A 19,037-nucleotide genomic window follows, 5' to 3' on the forward strand; every position below is an offset into this window, starting at 1 on the left:
GTGGACCGGGACCGACCTGCCTCCGGCGGCCGAGAGGCTGACGCCGACGTGATCGTCGTCGGGGCGGGCCCGACGGGGCTGCTGCTGGCGGGCGACCTCGCGACCGCGGGGGTGCGCACCGTCGTCGTCGACCGGCGGCCGGCCGGGCTGAGCAACCTCACGCGGGCGTTCGCGGTGCACGCGCGCAGCCTCGAGACGCTGGACGCGCGCGGCCTGGCCGACGCCCTCGTGGCCACCGGGCAGCGGGTGGACTCCGTGCGGCTCTTCGACCGGCTCGAGGTGCGCCTGGACGGGCTGCCGAGCCGGTTCCCGTTCGTCCTCGTCACGCCACAGTACGAGGTGGAGAGGCTGCTGCGTCGGCGCGCCGAGGACGCCGGCGTCCGGTTCCGGCACGAGGTCCGCGTGACCGGCGTCGCGCAGGACGCCGGCGGGGTCACCGCCGAGGCGGTCGCGGCGCCCGGGCCCACGAGCCGGGGCGGGTCCGCGGTCAGCCTGCGCGCGCCCTGGCTCGTCGGCACGGACGGCGTGCGCTCCACGGTGCGCGACGCGGTCGGCATCCCGTTCCCCGGCGAGACGGTGATCCGCGCGATGATCCTGGCCGACGTGCGCCTGGCGACGCCCCCGCCCGACGTGCTGACGGTCGCGACCGCGCGCGGCGCCCTCGGCTTCCTCGCACCGTTCGGCGACGGCTGGTACCGGTTCATCGGCTGGGCCGGCGAGGAGCAGCCCGACCGGCCGGTCACGCTGGACGAGGTCCGCGCCGTCGCCCGCGCGACGCTGGGCGACGACCACGGCATGCACGACCTGCGGTTCGCCGACCGGTTCGCCGCCGACGAGCGCCAGGCGCCGACCTACCGCGCGGGGCGGGTCCTGCTCGCCGGCGACGCCGCGCACGCGCACAGCCCCGCCGGCGGGCTGGGCATGAACACCGGCCTGCAGGACGCGGCCAACCTCTCCTGGCGGCTCGCCGCCGTCACCCGCGGCGCCGAGCCCGCGCTGCTCGACGGCTACCAGTCCGAGCGGCATCCCGTCGGCGCGCAGGTGCTGCGGGCCAGCGGCACCATCCTGCGGCTCGCCACCCGCCCGGGCCCGTTCGCCGCCGCCGCCCGCGTCGTGCTCACGACCGCCCTGTCCCGGGTCCCGGCGGCGCGGCGCCGCGCCGCCGCGACGATCTCCGCCGTCGGCGTGGCGTACGACGCTCCCCCGGGCGCGCACCGCCGCGCCGGGCACCGCGTCCCCGACCTCCCGCTCGCCGACGGCCGCGGCGGCCCCGCCGGCACCGCCGGTACCCGGCTGGCGGAGGCGCTCCGCGCGGGCCGCTTCGTCCTCGTACGGCCCGGGGTCGCCTCGTCGACGGACCTGCCGGCCGCCCCCGGGGAGACCGACGTCGCCGACCGGGTCGTCGTCGTGCGCGCCGACGGCCTGCCGAGCACCCTGCTGGTGCGCCCCGACGGCTACCTCGCCGACGCGCGTCCCCGCTGATCGCGGCCACGCGGGCCCGGACGGCACGGATCTGGGGCGAGGCGCCGCGACGGCCTCCGCTCCGCTACCCTCGGACGCCGGACGGGAGTGAGGTGGGACACATGCGCCTGCTGGTGGTGGAGGACGACCAGCACGTCGCGGCGGCGCTCGTGTCCGTCCTGCGCCGGCACGGCTTCGAGGTGGTGCACGCCCCGGACGGCGCGGCCGCGCTCGGCGCCCTGGGGCCGGGCACGGACCTCGTGCTCCTGGACCTCACCCTGCCCGACATTGACGGCTTCGAGGTCTGCCGCCGCATCCGGGCCGTCTCGGACGTGCCGGTCATCATGGTCACCGCCCGCACCCGGCTCGACGCCCGCGTGCGCGGCCTTCGCCTGGGCGCCGACGACTACGTGACCAAGCCCTACGACGTGCCCGAGGTCCTCGCCCGCATCGACGCCGTGCTGCGCCGCAGCCGCGCCCGCGAGCGGGACGAGCCCACCCGGGCCCCGAGCCTCGACGTCGGCGGGTTCACCGTCGACCTCGCCGGCCACGAGGTCCGCGACCCGCGCGGGGCGCCCGTCCCGCTGTCGCGCAAGGAGTACGACCTGCTCGCGCTGCTGGCCCGGCACGCGGGCGTGGCCCTCCCCCGGGAGCAGATCCTGCGCGAGGTGTGGGGGTCGAGCTGGAAGGGGCTCGGCCGCACCCTGGAGGTCCACGTGGCGTCCCTGCGCCGCAAGCTCGCCGATGCCGCCGGTAGCCCGGTCGACGTCGTGCAGACCGTGCGCGGCGTCGGGTACCGCGTGCCGGGCCGTCCCTGAGGCCGCCGTGCGCACTCGTCTCGCCGTGATCCTGTACGTCCCGCTGCTGCTCGTGCTCGCCGTCGTCGGCACGGCGTACGCCGCCAGCGTCGCCCGCGCCGACCAGCAGGCCGTCTTCCTCGACCGGCTCGCGGACACCGGCTACCTCGTCATCACCGCACGGCAGTCGCTCCTCGCCGACGACCCCGCGATCGTCGCCGGCGACCTCGAGCGCTACCGCGACGTCTACGGGATCGACGCCGCCGTCCTCGACCAGGCAGGCGCCACCTGGGCGACCAACGGGCTCGACGCCGCGGACGTCGACGAGCGCGCGGCGGCCCTCGCGGGCCGACGCAGCGAGCTGCGCACCGGACCGCTGCCGTGGACGGTCGACCAGGTGGTCGTCGCCGAGCCGGTGTTCGACGGCGGTGACCTGGTCGGCGCCGTCGTCACCGTGTCCGACGCCCGCGACCTGTCGCGCGGCATCTGGCTGAGCTGGGGGATGCTCGCCGCCGGCGGGCTCCTCCTGTGCCTGCTGGCGGCCCTGATCGCCCACCGCACGGCCGGGTGGGTGCTGCGACCCGTCGCGGCGGTGGACCGGGCGATGGTCGAGATCGGCGCCGGGCGGCTCGACGCCCGCATCCCGCCGTCGACCGGCCCGCCGGAGCTGCGGGCCGTCGTCACCCGGTTCAACGAGATGGCTGCGCGCGTCGAGCACCTCATGGGCCGCCAGCAGGAGTTCGTCTCCAACGCCTCGCACGAGCTGCGCAACCCCCTGGGCGCGCTCATGCTCCGGATCGAGGACCTCGCCCTCACCACCGGGCCCGAGCACGCCGACGAGGTCGCGCACGTCCGCGCCGAGGCGGTCCGGATGAAGCAGATCCTCGACGCGCTCCTGCTCTTGGCCGACGACGCCGACCGCGGCACCGGGGTACGCCCGCTCGACGTCGCCGGCCTGGTGGAGCGGCGCGTCTCCTCGTGGCGGACGCTCGCCCCGGGACGGCCCGTGGTGCTCGATTTGCCCGGTGGGCCGGCGTGGGCGCGCGCGGACGCCACCGCGCTCGAGTGCGCCTTCGACGCGGTGCTGGACAACGCCGTGAAGTTCGCGCCGCGCGGCGAGCCCGTCGAGGTCGCGGTCGCGGCCCGGCCGGACGCCGTCGAGGTCGTGGTCCGCGACCACGGGCCCGGCGTCCCGGCCGACCAGCTCGACCACCTCACCGAACGGTTCTGGCGCAGCCCCGGGCACGGCGGGGTGCGCGGATCGGGCCTCGGCCTCGCGATCTCCGCCGAGCTGCTCGCCGCCGGGGACGGGACGCTCGGCCTCGAGCTGCCCGACGGCGGCGGGCTGCGCGTGCGGCTGCGGCTGCCCCGCCTCGACGGGCCGCCCGAGCCCGCCGGTGACGACGGGATCGCCGACCGTGGGGTCGCCGACCGTGAGATCGAGGAGTGATCGCGTGCCGAGGATGATCCCGATGACGCCGGCCGCAGCGGGTACGGCCGACCGGCGGCGGGCGTCGCGACGGGCGGTCACCGTCGCCGTGGTCGCCGTCCTCGTCGCGGTGGTGGCCGCGCTCGTGCTCGGGGGCGCGCTGGGTCGCCGCGGCGGCGACCCCTGGGCGGGCGAACGGCCCGCGTCGCTCGTGGTCACGACGGGCGGCGCGTCCGGGATCTACCACGGGTACGGCGCCGCCGTCGGCGACGTCCTGAGCCAGCAGGACGGCGTGCCGGTCGAGGTGCTCGACTCCGGCGGCTCGATCGAGAACCTGCAGCGCCTGGCGGACGGCAGCGCCCAGGTGGGGTTCAGCGCGGCGGACGCGGTCGCGGACGCGGTCGCCGGGCGCGGCGACTTCCCCGAACCGGTGCCCCTGCGTGCCCTGGCGCGCGTGTACGACGACTTCGTCCACCTGGTCGTGCGCGCCGACTCGGACATCCGGACGATCGACGACCTGCGGGGCCACGTCGTCTCGCTCGGCGCGTCGCAGTCCGGGACGGCCCTCATCGCCCATCGGCTGCTCACCGCGGCCGGGGTCGACGGCGACGCGCTGGACGCCCGGGCGCTCGGGCTCGGCGAGTCGATCGACGCGCTGCGGAGCGGCGACGTCGACGCCTTCTTCTGGTCCGGTGGGCTGCGCACCCCGGGCCTCGACGGGCTCGCGGACGAGCAGCCGATCCGGCTCGTCCCGCTCGGCGACCTCGTCGAGGAGGTGCGCGACCGGCACGGCAGCGGCTACCGGCACGGCGTCGTGCCACAGGGGATGTACGGCTCCACGCGCGAGATCGCCACCCTCGCCGTGCCGAACTTCCTGGTGGTGCGCGCCGACATGCCGGACCCGGTGGCGCGCGTGCTCGTGGCGACCCTCTTCGACGCCCGGTCACAGGTGGCCGAGACCGTACCGGCCGCCGCGCACCTCGACCGGGCACGCGCCATCTTCACCGAGCCCGTCGAGCTGCACCCTGGCGCGCTGCAGTACTACCGCGAGACCAAGGGCTGACCCGCCGACGGCGCGGGGGGCGGGTCAGGCGCCCCACGGCGCGGACGGTGACACCAGCCGCAGGCGGTGCCCCACGCCACCCCGCCACGGCCGCTCGCCGCCGATCAACCCGGGGTACCCCGCCGGGTTCCGCGACTGCCAGCGCCAGTGGTCGGCGCAGATGTCGACGAGGTCGCGCACGGGCCGCCAGCCCAGCTCGTCCTCGGCCAGCGCGGGGTCCGCGTAGGAGACCGCGGCCGTGCCCGCCGGCGCGGCCACCGTGCGGTAGGGCACGCGGTGCCCCGTGACGGTCTCGAACGTGCGCAGCACGTCCAGGACGCTCGCCGGCCGCCCGGAGCCCGCGTTCCAGACCGAGAACGGCCCGTCGGTCTCGTCGAGGGCACCGAGCGCCGCCACGAACCCCGCCGCGACGTCGTCGACGTGCACGACGTCACGCATCGGCGTCCCGTCCGGGGTGGGGTGGTCACCGCCGCGCACGTCCAGACGCTCGCGCAGGCCGAGCGCCACCTGCCCCATCGCCGTGAGCAGCCCCTCGCCCCGGGCCGCGGGCTCGCCGATCGTCCCGGACGGGTGGGCACCCGCGGTGGTGAAGCAGCGCAGCATCCCGACGCGCAGGCCGCGCTGCGCGTGGGCCACGTCGGCCAGCACCTGTTCCGTCATGCCGGCTGCCCGCCCGAACGGGGAGTCCGTCCGCACGGTCTGGTCCTCGCGGGACGGCACGCGAGCGCGGGCGCCGTACACGGCCGCCGACGACGCCGCCACGAGCCGGTCGACGCCGTACCAGACCATGCACCGCAGCAGCGTGAACGTCGCGCCGAGGTTCGTCTCGTAGAAGTCCAGCGGCCCCTGCGCGCGCGACCCGGTCGTCCGCCGGCCCGCGAGGTGGACGACGGCCTCGACCCGCTCGGTGTCGAAGATGCGCTCGAGGGCGTCGATGTCGGCGACGTCGACGGCGTGCAGCGGGATCCGCTGCCCCGTGAGCACCTCGGCCCGGGACACCGCCACCGGGTTCCCGCGGGAGAGGTCGTCGACCACGACCACGTCGTGGCCCGCCTCGACCAGCGCCACCACCGTGTGCGAGCCCAGGTAGCCCGCGCCCCCGGTCACCAGGATGCGCATGGGAAAGTCCTCACCTCTGCTCGCGTCGTCATGGTTCCAGGCGTGCGACGACGCCCCCCGACGTCGTCGTCGCACGGCCATCATGACGTCGGCCGACGCCACGGCGACACCCACTTGAGGTGGTCCAGAGGATGCCCATGCCCGCCACCGACGCCGCCGGCGTCAGGGGCGGGAGCTCTCGAACTCCTGCCCGAGCCCGAAGCCGAGCCGCTGGTAGACGCGGCGGGCGGCGTCGTTGTGGGCGTACATGCCCAGGGTGACCATGGGCACCTCGGCGAGGCCGGCGCGGGTGGCCGCGGCCGTCACCGCGGCGGCGATCCCCCGGCCCCGCCAGGCCGGGTCGGTGCCGATCGACCCGAGCACCCACGGCCGGCCCGGGACCCGGCGCGACGCCCCGGCAACGCCGCGCACCACGCCGTCCTGGTCGCGCCAGCCCCACCAGCGCGAGCGCGGCTCGTCGACGGGCAGCTCGCCGTGCGGGTTCGCGGCCCGCAGGCACGCCGCCGCCTCCGCCCGCGCCTGCGGGCCGACCAGCTCCGCGACCCGGCCCTCACCCGGCTGGGCGGCCGGCGGCGCGGTCGCGCAGAACCAGTCCCACGCGTCGAACGGGGGCCGGTCGAACGGGACGGGGACGCCGCCGTCCGGCGGTGCCTGGGCCGCCAGGACGGCGTGGGTGCCTCGCGGCACCGACGCGCGCACCACCGGGCCCAGCGCCGTGCCGGCGGCCTGCAGCCCCGCGTCGGCAGCGATCAGGAGGCGCGCCGCACCCTCGGCGCTGCCCACGGCCAGGACGCTGACGCCGGACGCGTCGTGCTCGACGGCGAACGGGCGCCCGCCGTCGATGCGTTCGCGCCAGCGCAGGCGCACGACGAACGCGTCGGCGTCGCACCAGGCGTGGCTGGCGACCCACCCGTCGGCCGCGTGCTCGGCCACGACCACGGGATGGGCTGCCCAGCGGGGAGACAGGCGCACCCCGGCCACCTGCGTGACCGGGGCGAGCGCGTGCGGGTGGAGCGCGTCGAGCGCGAGCGTCACTCCTGCGAGGCCGGAGGCTCGGCGTCCACCCCGGCCTCCTTGCGCTGCTCGGGTGTGATCGGCGCCGGCGCGTCGGTGAGCGGGTCGTAGCCGCCGCCCGACTTCGGGAACGCGATGACGTCGCGGATCGACGGGGACTTCGTCAGCAGCGCGACGATGCGGTCCCAGCCGAACGCGATGCCGCCGTGCGGCGGGGCGCCGAACTTGAAGGCGTCGAGCAGGAAGCCGAACTTCTCCTGCGCCTCGTCGTGGCCGATGCCCATGACGTCGAAGACGCGCTCCTGCACGTCACGGCGGTGGATACGGATCGAGCCGCCGCCGATCTCGTTGCCGTTGCAGACGATGTCGTAGGCGTACGCCAGTGCGTTCGCGGGGTCGGACTCGAAGCTGTCCACCCACTCCGGCTTGGGCGACGTGAACGCGTGGTGCACGGCCGTCCAGGCGGAGTGCCCCAGGTCGACGTCGTCGTCCTCACCGGTCGGCTTGAACAGCGGCGCGTCCACGACCCACACGAACGCCCAGGCGTCCTCGTCGATCTGGCCGGTGCGCTCGGCGATCTCCACGCGCGCCGCGCCGAGCAGGGCCCGGCTCGCTGCCGTCCTGCCGGCGGCGAAGAAGACCGCGTCGCCCGGCTGGGCGCCCGTCGCGGCGGCGAGGCCGTCGCGCTCGGCGTCGGACAGGTTCTTCGCGACCGGGCCGCCCAGCGTGCCGTCCTCGGCGAACGTCACGTACGCGAGACCCTTGGCGCCGCGCTGCTTGGCCCACTCCTGCCACGCGTCGAACTGGCGGCGCGGCTGCGACGCCCCGCCCGTCATGACGACCGCGCCCACGTACTCGGCCTGGAAGACCCGGAACGGCGTCTGCGCGAAGTAGTCGGTCAGCTCCACGAGCGAGTTGCCGAAGCGCAGGTCGGGCTTGTCCGTCCCGTACAGGCGCATCGCCTCGGCGAACGTCATGCGCGCGATCGGCGTCGGGATCTCGACGTCGATCAGCTTCCAGAGCGCGACGAGGATCTGCTCGGCCAGCGCGATCACGTCGTCCTGGTCGACGAAGCTCAGCTCGACGTCCAGCTGGGTGAACTCGGGCTGCCGGTCGGCGCGGAAGTCCTCGTCGCGGTAGCAGCGGGCGATCTGGTAGTAGCGCTCGAGGCCGCCGACCATGAGGAGCTGCTTGAACAGCTGCGGGCTCTGCGGCAGCGCGTACCAGGAGCCCGGCGCCAGGCGGGCGGGCACGAGGAAGTCGCGGGCGCCCTCCGGCGTCGAGCGCGTCAGCGTGGGCGTCTCGACCTCGACGAAGTCGTGCTCGTCCAGCACGCGGCGCGCGGCCGCGTTGGCCTTCGAGCGCAGGCGCAGCGCGTTCGCCTGCGCCGGGCGGCGGATGTCGAGGTAGCGGTGCTTGAGCCTGGCCTCCTCGCCGATCGTCTCGGTGTCCGCGAGCGCCGTCGAGACCTGGAACGGCAGCGGGGCCGACTCGTTGAGCACGACGACGTCCTTGGCGACGACCTCGATCTCGCCGGTGGCGAGGTTCGGGTTGGCGTTGCCCTCCGGGCGCCCGCCCACCTCGCCCGTGACCTGCAGGACGAACTCGGCGCGCAGCGGGTGCGCGACGGCCTCGTCACGGATGACGACCTGGGAGATGCCCGAGGCGTCGCGCAGGTCGATGAAGGCCACTCCCCCGTGATCCCGGCGCCGGTCGACCCAGCCCGTGAGGGTGACGGTCTGACCGATGTGCTCGGCCCGCAGGGAGCCGGCCGGATGGGTGCGGAGCACGGAGAAGTCCTTTCGGGTTCGGGTGTCGTGCGCGCGCCCGCTCAGGTGGGCCGCGCGCCCTGGGAAGTCTAGTCGCTGGGCCCGGCCGCCCCGCCACCGGATTCGTGCCAGGGTGGACCGGTCCCGCCTCCCGAACGACAGGAGCCTGCCGATGGCCCCCCGGATCGCGACCACCACGCGTGTCGAGCGCGACGAGCTGCTGGAGTTCCTGCGCGCGAGGCGGCACGGCGTGCTCGTCACGACCCGCGGCGACGGCACGCCGCAGCTCAGCCCCGTCACCTACGGCGTCGACGGCCAGGGGCGGGTGGTGATCTCCACGTACCCCGACCGGGCCAAGGCGCTGAACCTGCGCCGCCGCCCGCAGGCGTCGTTCCTGGCCCTCGGCGACGACTTCGACGACGCCTGGGTGCAGGTCGACGGCACGGCGAAGGTGCTGGACGCGCCCGACTCCGTGGAGCCGCTCGTCGAGTACTACCGCGTCGCCGCGGGCGAGGAGCACCCCGACTGGGACGAGTACCGCGAGGCGATGGTGCGCCAGGGCAAGTCGCTCGTGCAGGTCACGATCGAGCGCTGGGGACCGGTCGCCACGGGCGGGTTCCCCCCACGGCTGGCGCAGGCCTGACAGGATCGGGCCCACGACCGGTCCACGGCGGCCCGGTCCTCCGACGGGAGGCGAACGATGGCGATCACCCTGTGCGTGCTGCTGTGGGCGGCGGACGGCGAGGCCCCGGCCCTTGCGGACTACGAGACCGAGGTGCTCGCCCTCGTCCCCCGGCACGGTGGCCGGGTGCTGCAGCGCGTGACGAACGTCGCGCACACGGACGACGCGGCGCACGGCGCGGTGCAGCCCACCGAGGTGCAGCTCATCGAGATGCCCGACGAGGAGGCGCTCGCGAACTACCTGGCCGACCCCGAGCGGCAGGCTCGGCTCGACGTGCGCGACCGCGCGATCTCCCGTACCGAGATCCTGCGGGTGCGCCCGGTCGGCTGACGCGTCGTCCGTCGTGCCGAGCGCCGGTACGGTTGCCGCATGCGGTGGCTCCCCGACCCCGTCTGGCCGGTCGTCGTCCTGGCGATCATCAGCGCCGGCGACGCGCTCCTGTGCGTCAAGCCCGTGGCGTTCATCGCCCAGTGCTTCCGCGACGTGAACTTTCCCGAGCGCTGGTGGTGGGTGACGCCCTGGCTCAAGGCCGCCGCGGCGGTCGGCCTCGTCGCCGGCATCTGGATACCCGTGCTCGGTGCGGTCACGTCGGTGGCGCTGGTCGCCTACTTCGTCGTCGCCCTCACGTTCCACGTGCGGGCCCGAGACTTCGGGCGCAACTTCTTCGTCAACGCGACGGGGATGTTCCTGATCTGCTGCTTCGTCCTCTGGTTCTCGTTCCTGCGCTGACCGTGGGGGGCGCTCAGAAGAGCACCTGCTCGACGCCCGCACCCGCCACCTCCAGCCCCGCGCCGTCGGGCGACATGCCCGGGAGCGCGCCGCCCGTCGGCTCCACGATCGAGCCGGCGGGATAGTCGCCCTCGTCGTGCGGCCGCAGCTCGTCGTGGAAGCGGCCGGTCGCGCCCGACCGTGCCCGGTGGCCCGACGAGCCGAAGCCGCGCTCGTCGAGCAGGGGCTGCACCCGGTCCCACAACCACTGCCGGTAGGCCTCCAGGGCGTAGGTGCCGCGGGCGAACACCCGCTCGTAGCCCGCGACGACGCGCGGGTGGTCCCGCTCGAGCCACTGCAGGTACCACTCACGCGTGCCGGGCTTGAGGTGGAGCGGCACCACGGTGACGCCGGTCGCGCCGGCGTCCGCGACCGCGTCGAGGAGCCGGCGCAGGTGGTCCCGCGAGTCGGTCAGCCACGGCAGCACGGGCGCCACCATGACGCCGCACGGCAGCCCCGCGGCCCGGACGGCCCGAATCAGGTCGAGCCGGGCCCGCGGCGTCGGCGTCCCCGGTTCCACGGCCTGCTGCAGCTCATCGTCGACGAAGGCCAGCGAGACCCCCAGCCCGACCTCGACCCGCTGCGCGGCCTCGGCGATCAGCGGCAGGTCCCGGCGAAGGAGGGTGCCCTTGGTGAGGATCGAGAACGGCGTGCCGGAGTCCGCGAGCGCCCCGATGATCCCCGGCATGAGCCGGTAGCGCCCCTCGGCCCGTTGGTACGGGTCGGTGTTCGTGCCCAGCGCGACGGGCTCGCGCCGCCAGGACGGCTTCGCAAGCTCCGCGCGCAGGACCTGGTCGACGTTCATCTTGACCACGACCTCGGAGTCGAAGTCCTTGCCCGCGTCGAGGTCGAGGTACTCGTGCGTGGGCCGCGCGAAGCAGTTGTGCGAGACGACGCCGTTGGCGATGAAGTCGCCGGTGCCCGTCGTGATGTCGATCATCTCCTGCTCGAACCCCAGGTCTTCCACGCTCACCACCCGAAGGTCGCACGACGTCTTGACGGCGGTTCCGAGAATCCCGAGCTTGCGCGAGATCGCGGGCCGGGTAGTCCGGAAGAACCGCTGACGCGCTGACATTCCGCCGATCACGCGAATCGTGGCGACGCCGCCCTCGCGGGCGCGCTCCCGCACGTTCGAGATGCCGAGCGCGTCCATCGCGCCGCTCGTACGGGAGAGGATCTCCTCGTCCTTGTTCGCGATGCGCAGGATGCCGCGCGAGCACGAGCCCTCGGCATCGAAGATGCCTGCGAGGAAACCTCGCTTCCACTCGACGGACGGGTTCACCGGCCAGTCGATGATCGAGCGGATCGCGCGGTAGTCCGCCCGCCGTGCCGTGTGGATGGCGTCCATGGGGCGCCGGGCCGGTGTGGCCGGGCTGAACGGTCGGCGATGGACACGGATGCCTTCCAGGGCGAGGTACTCCGTCGACCGTTCCAGGGCCTCGGCGTCAACGAGCGCCAGGCGGAAATGCGTCACCCGCCCTGTCCGGCCGGGCCGCTCGTAGTTCTTCTCGAACAGCATGCCGTCGCCCCGGATCATCCCGGTCAGGTATCCCCGGCGATACTCGGGCGAGCTCTCCGGAAGCTCGAGGACACTCGGCCGCGGCCCGGTCCCGAACCCCATGAGGGAATTGTTGGTGGTGAGGTAGGGCCGCTGAGCGTCGCCCGGCAGCGCGCTGGCGACGTGCTTCCACCCCCGACCGCTGACGAGGAAGCGGTGGTCGCCGCTCGCGACGATCTCGGTTCCGTCGGCCAGCGTCACGCGGTGGGCGGGCCGACGCGTCGCCCACCATGCGAGCACCTCGGTCTGGACGTAGCGGCGGTACTTGCCACGCGACTCGGTGCCGACGATCCGTTCGCCCACCCGAAGGTCTCTGATCGGCTTCTGGCGCCCGTCGGCCATCATGACCAAGGTGTCGGGACTAGTGCAGTAGCGGCAAGCATGACTGCATCCGCGGTACGGGTTCACCGTCCAGCCGAAGGGCATGCGCGACGCCGCGGGCACTTTCGACAGGGCACTCTTGGACATGACCTCGTGGAAGGTCACCCCCGCGAACTCGGGCGTCTTCACGCTGCGTACCAGGCCCAGCCGCGCCAGGCCCGCGCGCTCCAGCCCGGGCAGCGCGCCGTCGTCCGCCCCGACCGCCTGACCGTCCCATCTCACCCGCCCATTCGAACACGTGTACGACTTGGGAGTCAACGCGGGAGCGCCCTGCTCAGCGCCAGAGCCGTGCCAGGGCACGTCGCGCGCGCTGCAGCACCGGCCGGGGCCGCCGCCGCACCTCCTCGAGGAGGGTCTCCATGACGTCCACTGCTGCGTCCGCGACCTGCCGGGGAACGGGCGCGTCCGGGTCCGTCCAGCCGGGGTCGGGAGGCGCCGGGCGGAGGTCGTCCAGGTCGCCGTGCACCTGCACTTCCCGCTCGCGCAGCCAGCGGATCCACTCGTCGCTGCGCGCGGCGACCCACGGATGGTCCTCGGGGCCGAGCGTGATCCGCGCCGACGCCCGCGGCGCGAGCGCCTCGCCCACCACGATGCCGTCGACCAGCAGCGAGTACTCGCCCCCGCGTCGCGCGCCATCCCCGAGCCGGTGGTTGAGCCGGCGCAGCAGCTGCGCCTCGGCGACGCCGACCGACTCGTTGGCCCGGGACGCCTCGCGCGGCGCCCACGACGGCCGGACGCCGACCGCGTCCAGGAAGCGGAGCCACAACAGGTCCGGCGGCCCGCCCGCCGGCGGGGCGGTCACGACGTGGATCCGCTCGGCCGGCAGCCGCGCGCCCCAGGTCGTGAGCACGCGGACGGGGTCGAACCCCTCCATGAACGCCGACCTCCCGTCGCGGGCGTTCGCGAGGTAGGTCGCGAACGACGCCTTCGAGCCGAACTTGAGCGTCTCCTGCCAGCCGCTCGTCAGCTCCCGCGCCAGGTCGCGGGCCGTGAGGACCAGGTGGACCTCCGCCCCGGTGGACGCGAGGTCGGCGAGGACGCGGTCCGCCTGCTGGGGCGTCGCGGCGGCGAGCACCTCGTGGCTGACGACGACGTCGCCGCTCGTCCGGCGGATCCCGCGCACCAGGCGCGCCCAGGCGCCGCGGACCCGCCGCTGGTCGACCCCGTGGTCGGCCGCGGTCGCCTCGAGGGCCGCCCAGTACTGCGCCCGCGGGTCACCGAGCCGGCCGGCCGGGTAGGAGACGTCGTGCCGGCGCAGCGCGCGGCGGTTGGCGTACAGGCGCGACTGCAGGTAGGTCGTGCCGGACTTCGGCGCCCCCACGTGAAGGTGAACTCGCGTCGGCATGCCGTCCACGGTCGCACACGTCGCCGGGCGCTCGCCGAGGGCGTCCGGACGCGGCCGCGCCTCCGCACCGCTCAGTTCGCCCGCGTGCCCCGGTCCACCCGGACAGACCCGGCCCCGGCCCGGGGACCACGTCCGAAGGAGACACCATGATCACCGTGCAGCGCGCGTTCAGCAGCTACTCCGTCGACGACCTGGACACCGCCGAGGCGTTCTATCGCGACACCGTCGGGTTGACGGTCCGGCGCACGCCCATGGGCCTCGAGCTCGACGTCACGGGCGGGACGCCCGTGTTCGTGTACCCCAAGGGCGACGCGCACGTCCCCGCCGGCCACACCGTCCTGAACCTCGTCGTGCCGGACGTGGCCGAGGCGGCGAGCGCGCTGCACACCGGCGGCGTGGACCTCGTGCGCTACCCCGGCTTCGCGCACGACGCCGACGGTGTCGTGCGCAGCGACGACCCCCGGCAGGGCCCGACCATCGGCTGGATCCGCGACCCGGCGGGCAACGTGCTCGCCCTCATCCAGGGCTGAGCCGGAGCGCCCGCCCCTCATTCCCCCGCCGGCACGACCCTCGGCCACAGGTCCTGGGCGGGCGGCTCCCACGACGCCGCGTCCGCGTCGGCCTGGTCGCCGGACCGGATGTCCTTGACCTGCCCCAGCAGCGGGCCGGCGACGGGTTCACCGTCCTCGCCGGCCGCGGCGGGGAACCACACGAACGGGATGCCGCGACGGTCGGCGTACTTGATCTGCTTGCCGAACTTCGCGGCGGAGGGCGCGACGTCGGCGGGGACGCCGCGGCCGCGCAGGGCGGCGGCGACGGCGTCGGACTGCGGGCGCGACTCCTCGTCGGCGACCGCGACGAGCACGGCGGTCGGGACGCCGCGCGTCGCCGTGACCAGGCCCGCCGCGAGCAGCCGCGACACCAGCCGGGACACGCCGACCGACAGGCCGACGCCCGGGTAGGTGTTCTTGCCGTCGGACGCGAGCGTGTCGTACCGGCCGCCCGAGCAGATCGAGCCGAGCTGCTCGTGGCCCACCAGGACGGTCTCGTACACCGAGCCGGTGTAGTAGTCGAGGCCGCGCGCGATCTTGAGGTCGGCGACGACGACGCCGGGCGCGCGCCGGGCGGCCGCCTCGATCAGCGCCCCGAGCTCGCCCAGGCCGGTCTCGAGCAGCTCGGTGACGGCGTCGTAGGACGCCGCGAGCGAGCGCACGCGCTCGACGACCGCGACGTCCTGGCCGGCGATCGCCGCGAGCTCGAGGCAGGCCTTGGCCTGCTCGGGGGTGGCGCCCTGCTCGGCGACCAGCAGGTCGGCCACGGCCTCGGGACCGATCTTGTCGAGCTTGTCGACCTGGCGCAGCACGCCCTCGACGTCGTCGAGCCCGAGGCCGCGGTAGAAGCCCTCCGCCACCTTGCGGTTGTTCACGAGGATGCGGACCTCGGGGACGCCGACGTCACGCAGCGCGCCGAGCGCCTCCGCCATGACGAGCGGCAGCTCCACCTCGAAGTGGTACGGCAGCTCGCCGGCGCCCACGACGTCGATGTCCGCCTGCACGAACTCGCGGAACCGGCCGTCCTGCGGGCGCTCCCCGCGCCACACCTTCTGGATCTGGTAGCGCTTGAACGGGAAAGCGAGCCGGCCGGCGTTCTCCAGCACGTAGCGCGCGAACGGCACGGTGAGGTCGAAGTGCAGGCCCAGTTGCTTCTCGGAGCGGTCGGACGGCGTCTCCTCGCCGTCGGCCTCCTCCTGGAGCCGACGCAGCACGTAGACCTCCTTCGAGGTCTCCCCCTTGCGCAGCAGCTGGTCCAGCGGCTCCACCGCCCGGGTCTCGATGCCGGCGAACCCGTGCAGCTCGAAGGTGCGCCGCAGCACGTCGAGGACGTGCTGCTCGACCGCGCGACCGTCGGGGAGCCATTCGGGGAAACCGGAGAGAGGAGTAGGGCGTGCCATGCGCCCCATCTTCCCAGACGACGCGCCTGCGGCGGCACCCGCTCCCGCCTCGCGGACGGCGCCCCGCGCACGCACCCCGCGGCGCGCGATCGTGTCAGCGCAGGAACGGGTTGGTGGCCAGCTCGCGGCCGACGGTGGTCGCCGGACCGTGCCCGGGCACGACGGCGAGGCCGGGGTCCAGCCGCGCGACGACGTCGCGCAGCGTGCGCGCCATCACCGCCGGGTCGCCGCCCGGGAGGTCCGTGCGTCCGACGCCGCCGGCGAAGAGCACGTCGCCGACGAGGACGACGCCCGACCCCGTCGCGCCGGGCCCGCCGCGCGGCGCGTCACGCCCCGTGTCGTCAGCGCCCAGGACGTACAGGGTCGACCCCTCGGTGTGCCCGGGGGCGGCGACGGCGTGCAGGCGCACCGCGCCGGCGGCGAGCTCGACCTCGCCGGTCGCGGGTTCCGGCCCGAAGGTCTCGACGCGGCCGGGGGCGCGGTAGTCCTCCGGTCGCCGTCCCGCAGCCGCGAGCGCCGCGGTCAGGGCGCCGGAGACCCCCACGCCCGCGTGACCGCCCGCTCCGCCACCCGCGGCGACGAGGCCCAGCGTGCCGAACGGGTCGGCGAGCCGGTAGGCGTCGGCGGCGGCCAGGCGCATCGGCACGTCGTACCGGTCGCACAGCTCCGCGGCGTCCCACGTGTGGTCCACGTGACCGTGCGTGGCGAGCACCGCGCGCGGCCGCAGGCCGTGCGCGTCCACGAGACGCGACACGTCGTCGGCCACCCCGGCGCCCGCGTCCACCACCACGCAGTCGCGGGGCGCTCCGTCGTCGGCGGTGGGCCCTCCCACGGCGACGACGCAGCAGTTGGTGCCGAAGACGGGGGCGACGACCACGTGGATCTGGACCGGGTGGATCTGCACGGTGGACACGCTAGCGGCCCGCGCCGGACGCTCGGGGGTGTGACCTGCGCCCCGGCGCCTAGACTGTGCTGCGCACGCGGATCCGACGTGCGGTGACCGGACGACCAAGGAGGTGCCCCCGACGGTGGCGGCCACCAAGCGCGAGCGCGAGCAGGCGCGCAAGCGGCAGGAGAAGTGGGAGGCGCGGCGGGCGCAGACGAGGGCGCGCCGGCGGCGGACGTGGGCGATCGTGGCGATCTTCGCCGTCCTCGCGCTGGTCGGCGGCACCCTGGTGGTCTCCGGCCTGGGCGGCGCCTCGCCGTCGGACGACGCGCCCTCCGCGAGCCCGCAGGCCGCCGGCGACTGCCCCGCCGCGTCGACGGAGGCCCGCACCGGCCCCGCGCTGCCGGACCCGTCCGCCGCGGAGGACCGCACCTGGACCGCGACCCTCGACCTGTGCGCCGGAGGAGTCGAGTCGCCCGTCGTGATCGAGCTCGACGGCGCGGCGGCGCCGCAGGCCGTGGCCAGCTTCGTGTCGCTGGCGGACGCGGGGTACTACGACGGCACCGCCTGCCACCGCCTCACCACCTCGGGCATCTACGTGCTGCAGTGCGGCGACCCCACCGGCACGGGCTCCGGCGACCCCGGCTACTCGTACGGCCCGGTCGAGAACGCCCCCGCCGACGACGTGTACCCCGCGGGCACGGTCGCGATGGCCCGCGTGGGCGACGACGGCGAGTCGATGGGCTCGCAGTTCTTCATCGTGTACCAGGATTCGACCATCCCGGCCGACGCCGCGGGTGGGTACACGGTGCTCGGCACCGTGACGTCCGGCCTGGACGCCGTCCAGGCAGTCGCTGACGCGGGCCTGGCGGAGGACCAAGTCTCCCCCGCCACCCCCGTCATCATCGAAGGAGTGGAGACCCAGTGAGCGAGAGCACCCCCGGCTCGACCGGCCCCGAGCAGCCCGAGGCCGTCGAGACCGAGCAGGCCGAGACTCCGACCCCCGAGAACGACCAGGCCCCCGCGCCTGCCGGGACCGAGCCCGCCGGCGACACGACGGACGACGCCGCGGCCGCGGCCGCGGCCGCCCCGGCGCCACAGGCGCCGGCGACGGACGCCACCGAGACGGGCGCAGCGACCTCCGACGCCGCAACCACGGTCGAGACGACGACTGACGACTCGACGTCGGACGACACGACGTCGGGCGAGGCCACAGCGACGGACGAGACGACGCCGGACGAGGCCACAGCGACGGACGAGGCCACAGCGACGGACGAGACGACGCCGGACGAGACCACAGCGACGGCCACGCCCGAGACGGCCGCGCCCGCTGTCCCGGCAGCGCCGAAGCCCGGCGCGCCCGGGCCTGGCGCCCCGAAGCCGGGGGCCCCGAAGCCGTCGGCGCTCGCCGGCACGCCCAAGCCGTCGGCCGTCCGACGCCCCGCGAAGGCGGCGGAGGCGCCGAAGCCCGGCGTGGAGCCCGCCGCCGCGGCGCCCGTGGCCCCGGTCGCGCCCGTCCTGCACGACGCCGCGGACGCGGCAGCCGCCGAGGCCTTCGGCCGGGTCGACGACGACGGCACGGTGTACGTCCGCGAGGCCGCCGGTGAGCGTGCCGTCGGCCAGTTCCCGGGGGTGCCGACGGCGGAGGCGATGAGCCTGTACGTGCGCCGCTACCTCGACCTCGCGGCCAAGGTGTCCCTCTTCGAGACGCGGTTGTCCTCCGCGGACCTGTCGGTCCGCGAGATCGACCAGACGCTCACGAAGCTCTCCGAGGAGACCGCCGAGCCCGCGGCCGTCGGGGACCTCGACTCGCTGCGGACGCGCGTGGAGGGGCTGCGCTCGGTGGCCGCCGAGCGTCGGTCCGCGCTCGAGCAGGAGCGCGTCGCGGCGAAGGCCGAGGCCGTCGCCGCACGCACCGCCGTCGTGGAGGCCGCGGAGAAGATCGCCGCGACCGACCCCGCCAAGATGCAGTGGCGCCCCGCCGGGGAGGAGCTCCGTTCCCTGCTCGAGCAGTGGAAGGAGTCCCAGCGGAACGGGCCGCGCATCGACCGGACGACGGAGGAGTCGCTCTGGAAGCGGTTCAGCCACGCCCGTACGGCGTTCGACCGCGAGCGCCGCCACTTCTTCGCCGAGCTCGAGCAGCGCAACAGCGCTGCGAAGTCCGCCAAGGAGCAGCTCGTGGCCGAGGCCGAGGCGCTGCAGCACAGCACCGACTGGGGCGCGACCGCGGCCGCATACCGCGACCTCATGGCGCGATGGAAGGCGGCGGGCCGCGCCAACCGGAAGGACGACGACGCGCTCTGGGCACGGTTCCGCGGCGCCCAGGACGCGTTCTTCGCGGCGCGGGACGCCGAGAACGCCGTCATCGACGCCGAATACGCGCAGAACCTCGTGGTCAAGGAGGAGCTCCTCGCCCAGGCAGAGGCGCTGCTCCCGGTCTCCGACCTGCAGGCCGCCAAGAGCGCGCTGCGGGACATCCAGGAGCGCTGGGAGGAGGCCGGCAAGGTGCCGCGTGGCGACCTGCAGCGGGTCGAGGGGCGCCTGCGCGCGGTCGAGTCCGCCGTCCGCGACGCGGATCAGGCTCGGTGGGACCGCTCCAACCCGGAGACCCGGGCCCGCGCCGAGGGGGCTGCGTCGCAGCTCGAGTCCGCGATCGAGGGTATGGAGGCCGAACTCGCACGCGCTCGGGAGGCGGGGGACGCGCGTCGGGTGTCCGAGCTCGAGGGCTCCATCGCCGCGCGTCGCTCCTGGCTGGAGCAGGTCGTGCGCGCCGCGGAGGAGTCGCGCGGCTGAGCCCCGTGGCCGCGCCGTGCG

The 19,037-nt window shown here is 75.2% G+C and carries 17 protein-coding genes; 10 read left to right on the forward strand and 7 right to left on the reverse strand.

Going from position 1 to position 19,037, the window contains the following annotated elements:
* The 4 genes from ABD254_RS17535 (at position 1) to ABD254_RS17550 (ending at position 4,750) form a co-directional block, all read left to right on the forward strand.
* On the forward strand, positions 1-1,482 hold the full coding sequence (locus tag ABD254_RS17535) for an FAD-dependent monooxygenase (protein WP_344249936.1): 1,482 nt from the start codon (positions 1-3) through the stop codon (positions 1,480-1,482).
* Positions 1,483-1,583: 101 nt separating this feature from the next.
* Positions 1,584-2,279, forward strand: coding sequence for a response regulator transcription factor (locus ABD254_RS17540; RefSeq protein ID WP_344249937.1), 696 nt, complete (start codon positions 1,584-1,586; stop codon positions 2,277-2,279).
* 7 nt (positions 2,280-2,286) lie between these two features.
* A complete protein-coding gene (locus ABD254_RS17545; RefSeq protein WP_344249938.1) occupies positions 2,287-3,708 on the forward strand; it encodes a sensor histidine kinase in 1,422 nt (473 codons plus the stop codon).
* A 22-nt stretch (positions 3,709-3,730) separates the two neighbouring features.
* The gene (locus tag ABD254_RS17550; RefSeq protein ID WP_344249939.1) at positions 3,731-4,750 is read left to right on the forward strand and encodes a TAXI family TRAP transporter solute-binding subunit; all 1,020 of its coding nucleotides are present in this window, start codon (positions 3,731-3,733) and stop codon (positions 4,748-4,750) included.
* 24 nt (positions 4,751-4,774) lie between these two features.
* Here the strand turns inward: ABD254_RS17550 and galE are convergent, their stop codons facing one another.
* From galE to aspS, 3 genes are all read right to left on the reverse strand, one after another.
* Positions 4,775-5,869, reverse strand: a complete 1,095-nt coding sequence (gene galE, locus ABD254_RS17555) for a UDP-glucose 4-epimerase GalE (RefSeq protein ID WP_344249941.1) — start codon at positions 5,867-5,869, stop codon at positions 4,775-4,777.
* A 162-nt stretch (positions 5,870-6,031) separates the two neighbouring features.
* Positions 6,032-6,904, reverse strand: coding sequence for a GNAT family N-acetyltransferase (locus ABD254_RS17560; RefSeq protein WP_344249942.1), 873 nt, complete (start codon positions 6,902-6,904; stop codon positions 6,032-6,034).
* The gene (aspS, locus tag ABD254_RS17565) at positions 6,901-8,673 is read right to left on the reverse strand and encodes an aspartate--tRNA ligase (protein ID WP_344249943.1); all 1,773 of its coding nucleotides are present in this window, start codon (positions 8,671-8,673) and stop codon (positions 6,901-6,903) included. Before aspS ends, ABD254_RS17560 begins: the two co-directional genes overlap by 4 nt.
* Before the next feature lie 151 nt (positions 8,674-8,824).
* On the opposite strand from aspS, the gene ABD254_RS17570 reads away from it, so the two are divergent.
* Genes ABD254_RS17570 through ABD254_RS17580 form a run of 3 tightly spaced genes read left to right on the forward strand, consistent with a single transcriptional unit; the run spans position 8,825 to position 10,063 of the window.
* Positions 8,825-9,295, forward strand: coding sequence for a PPOX class F420-dependent oxidoreductase (locus tag ABD254_RS17570; protein ID WP_344249944.1), 471 nt, complete (start codon positions 8,825-8,827; stop codon positions 9,293-9,295).
* 57 nt (positions 9,296-9,352) lie between these two features.
* Positions 9,353-9,664, forward strand: coding sequence for a DUF1330 domain-containing protein (locus tag ABD254_RS17575; RefSeq protein WP_344249945.1), 312 nt, complete (start codon positions 9,353-9,355; stop codon positions 9,662-9,664).
* Between the two features lie 39 nt (positions 9,665-9,703).
* Positions 9,704-10,063, forward strand: a complete 360-nt coding sequence (locus tag ABD254_RS17580) for a DoxX family protein (protein ID WP_344249946.1) — start codon at positions 9,704-9,706, stop codon at positions 10,061-10,063.
* A 13-nt stretch (positions 10,064-10,076) separates the two neighbouring features.
* On the opposite strand, the gene ABD254_RS17585 is transcribed toward ABD254_RS17580, so the two are convergent.
* Entirely contained in the window at positions 10,077-12,263 is a 2,187-nt protein-coding gene (locus tag ABD254_RS17585; protein ID WP_344249947.1) for an intein-containing Rv2578c family radical SAM protein, read from the reverse strand.
* A gap of 52 nt (positions 12,264-12,315) precedes the next feature.
* Positions 12,316-13,386 carry a hypothetical protein gene (locus tag ABD254_RS17590; protein ID WP_344249948.1) on the reverse strand — a complete coding sequence of 357 codons (1,071 nt, stop codon included), beginning with the start codon at positions 13,384-13,386 and terminating at the stop codon, positions 12,316-12,318.
* Between the two features lie 146 nt (positions 13,387-13,532).
* Between ABD254_RS17590 and ABD254_RS17595 the strand changes: the two genes are divergently transcribed.
* Positions 13,533-13,916, forward strand: a complete 384-nt coding sequence (locus ABD254_RS17595) for a VOC family protein (protein WP_344249949.1) — start codon at positions 13,533-13,535, stop codon at positions 13,914-13,916.
* Between the two features lie 17 nt (positions 13,917-13,933).
* On the opposite strand, the gene hisS is transcribed toward ABD254_RS17595, so the two are convergent.
* Positions 13,934-15,337, reverse strand: a complete 1,404-nt coding sequence (gene hisS, locus ABD254_RS17600) for a histidine--tRNA ligase (RefSeq protein ID WP_344249950.1) — start codon at positions 15,335-15,337, stop codon at positions 13,934-13,936.
* A gap of 94 nt (positions 15,338-15,431) precedes the next feature.
* Positions 15,432-16,241, reverse strand: a complete 810-nt coding sequence (locus ABD254_RS17605; RefSeq protein WP_344249951.1) for an MBL fold metallo-hydrolase — start codon at positions 16,239-16,241, stop codon at positions 15,432-15,434.
* 124 nt (positions 16,242-16,365) lie between these two features.
* Here ABD254_RS17605 and ABD254_RS17610 point away from each other — a divergent pair, with 124 nt between their 5' ends.
* Entirely contained in the window at positions 16,366-17,151 is a 786-nt protein-coding gene (locus ABD254_RS17610) for a peptidylprolyl isomerase (protein ID WP_344249952.1), read from the forward strand.
* Complete coding sequence (locus tag ABD254_RS17615) at positions 17,148-19,016, forward strand: DUF349 domain-containing protein (RefSeq protein ID WP_344249953.1); 1,869 nt, start codon at positions 17,148-17,150, stop codon at positions 19,014-19,016. The genes ABD254_RS17610 and ABD254_RS17615 overlap by 4 nt, the downstream gene beginning before the upstream one ends.
* Positions 19,017-19,037: the final 21 nt, after the last annotated feature.

Source organism: Isoptericola hypogeus (genome assembly GCF_039531145.1).
Lineage (GTDB): Bacteria > Actinomycetota > Actinomycetes > Actinomycetales > Cellulomonadaceae > Isoptericola > Isoptericola hypogeus.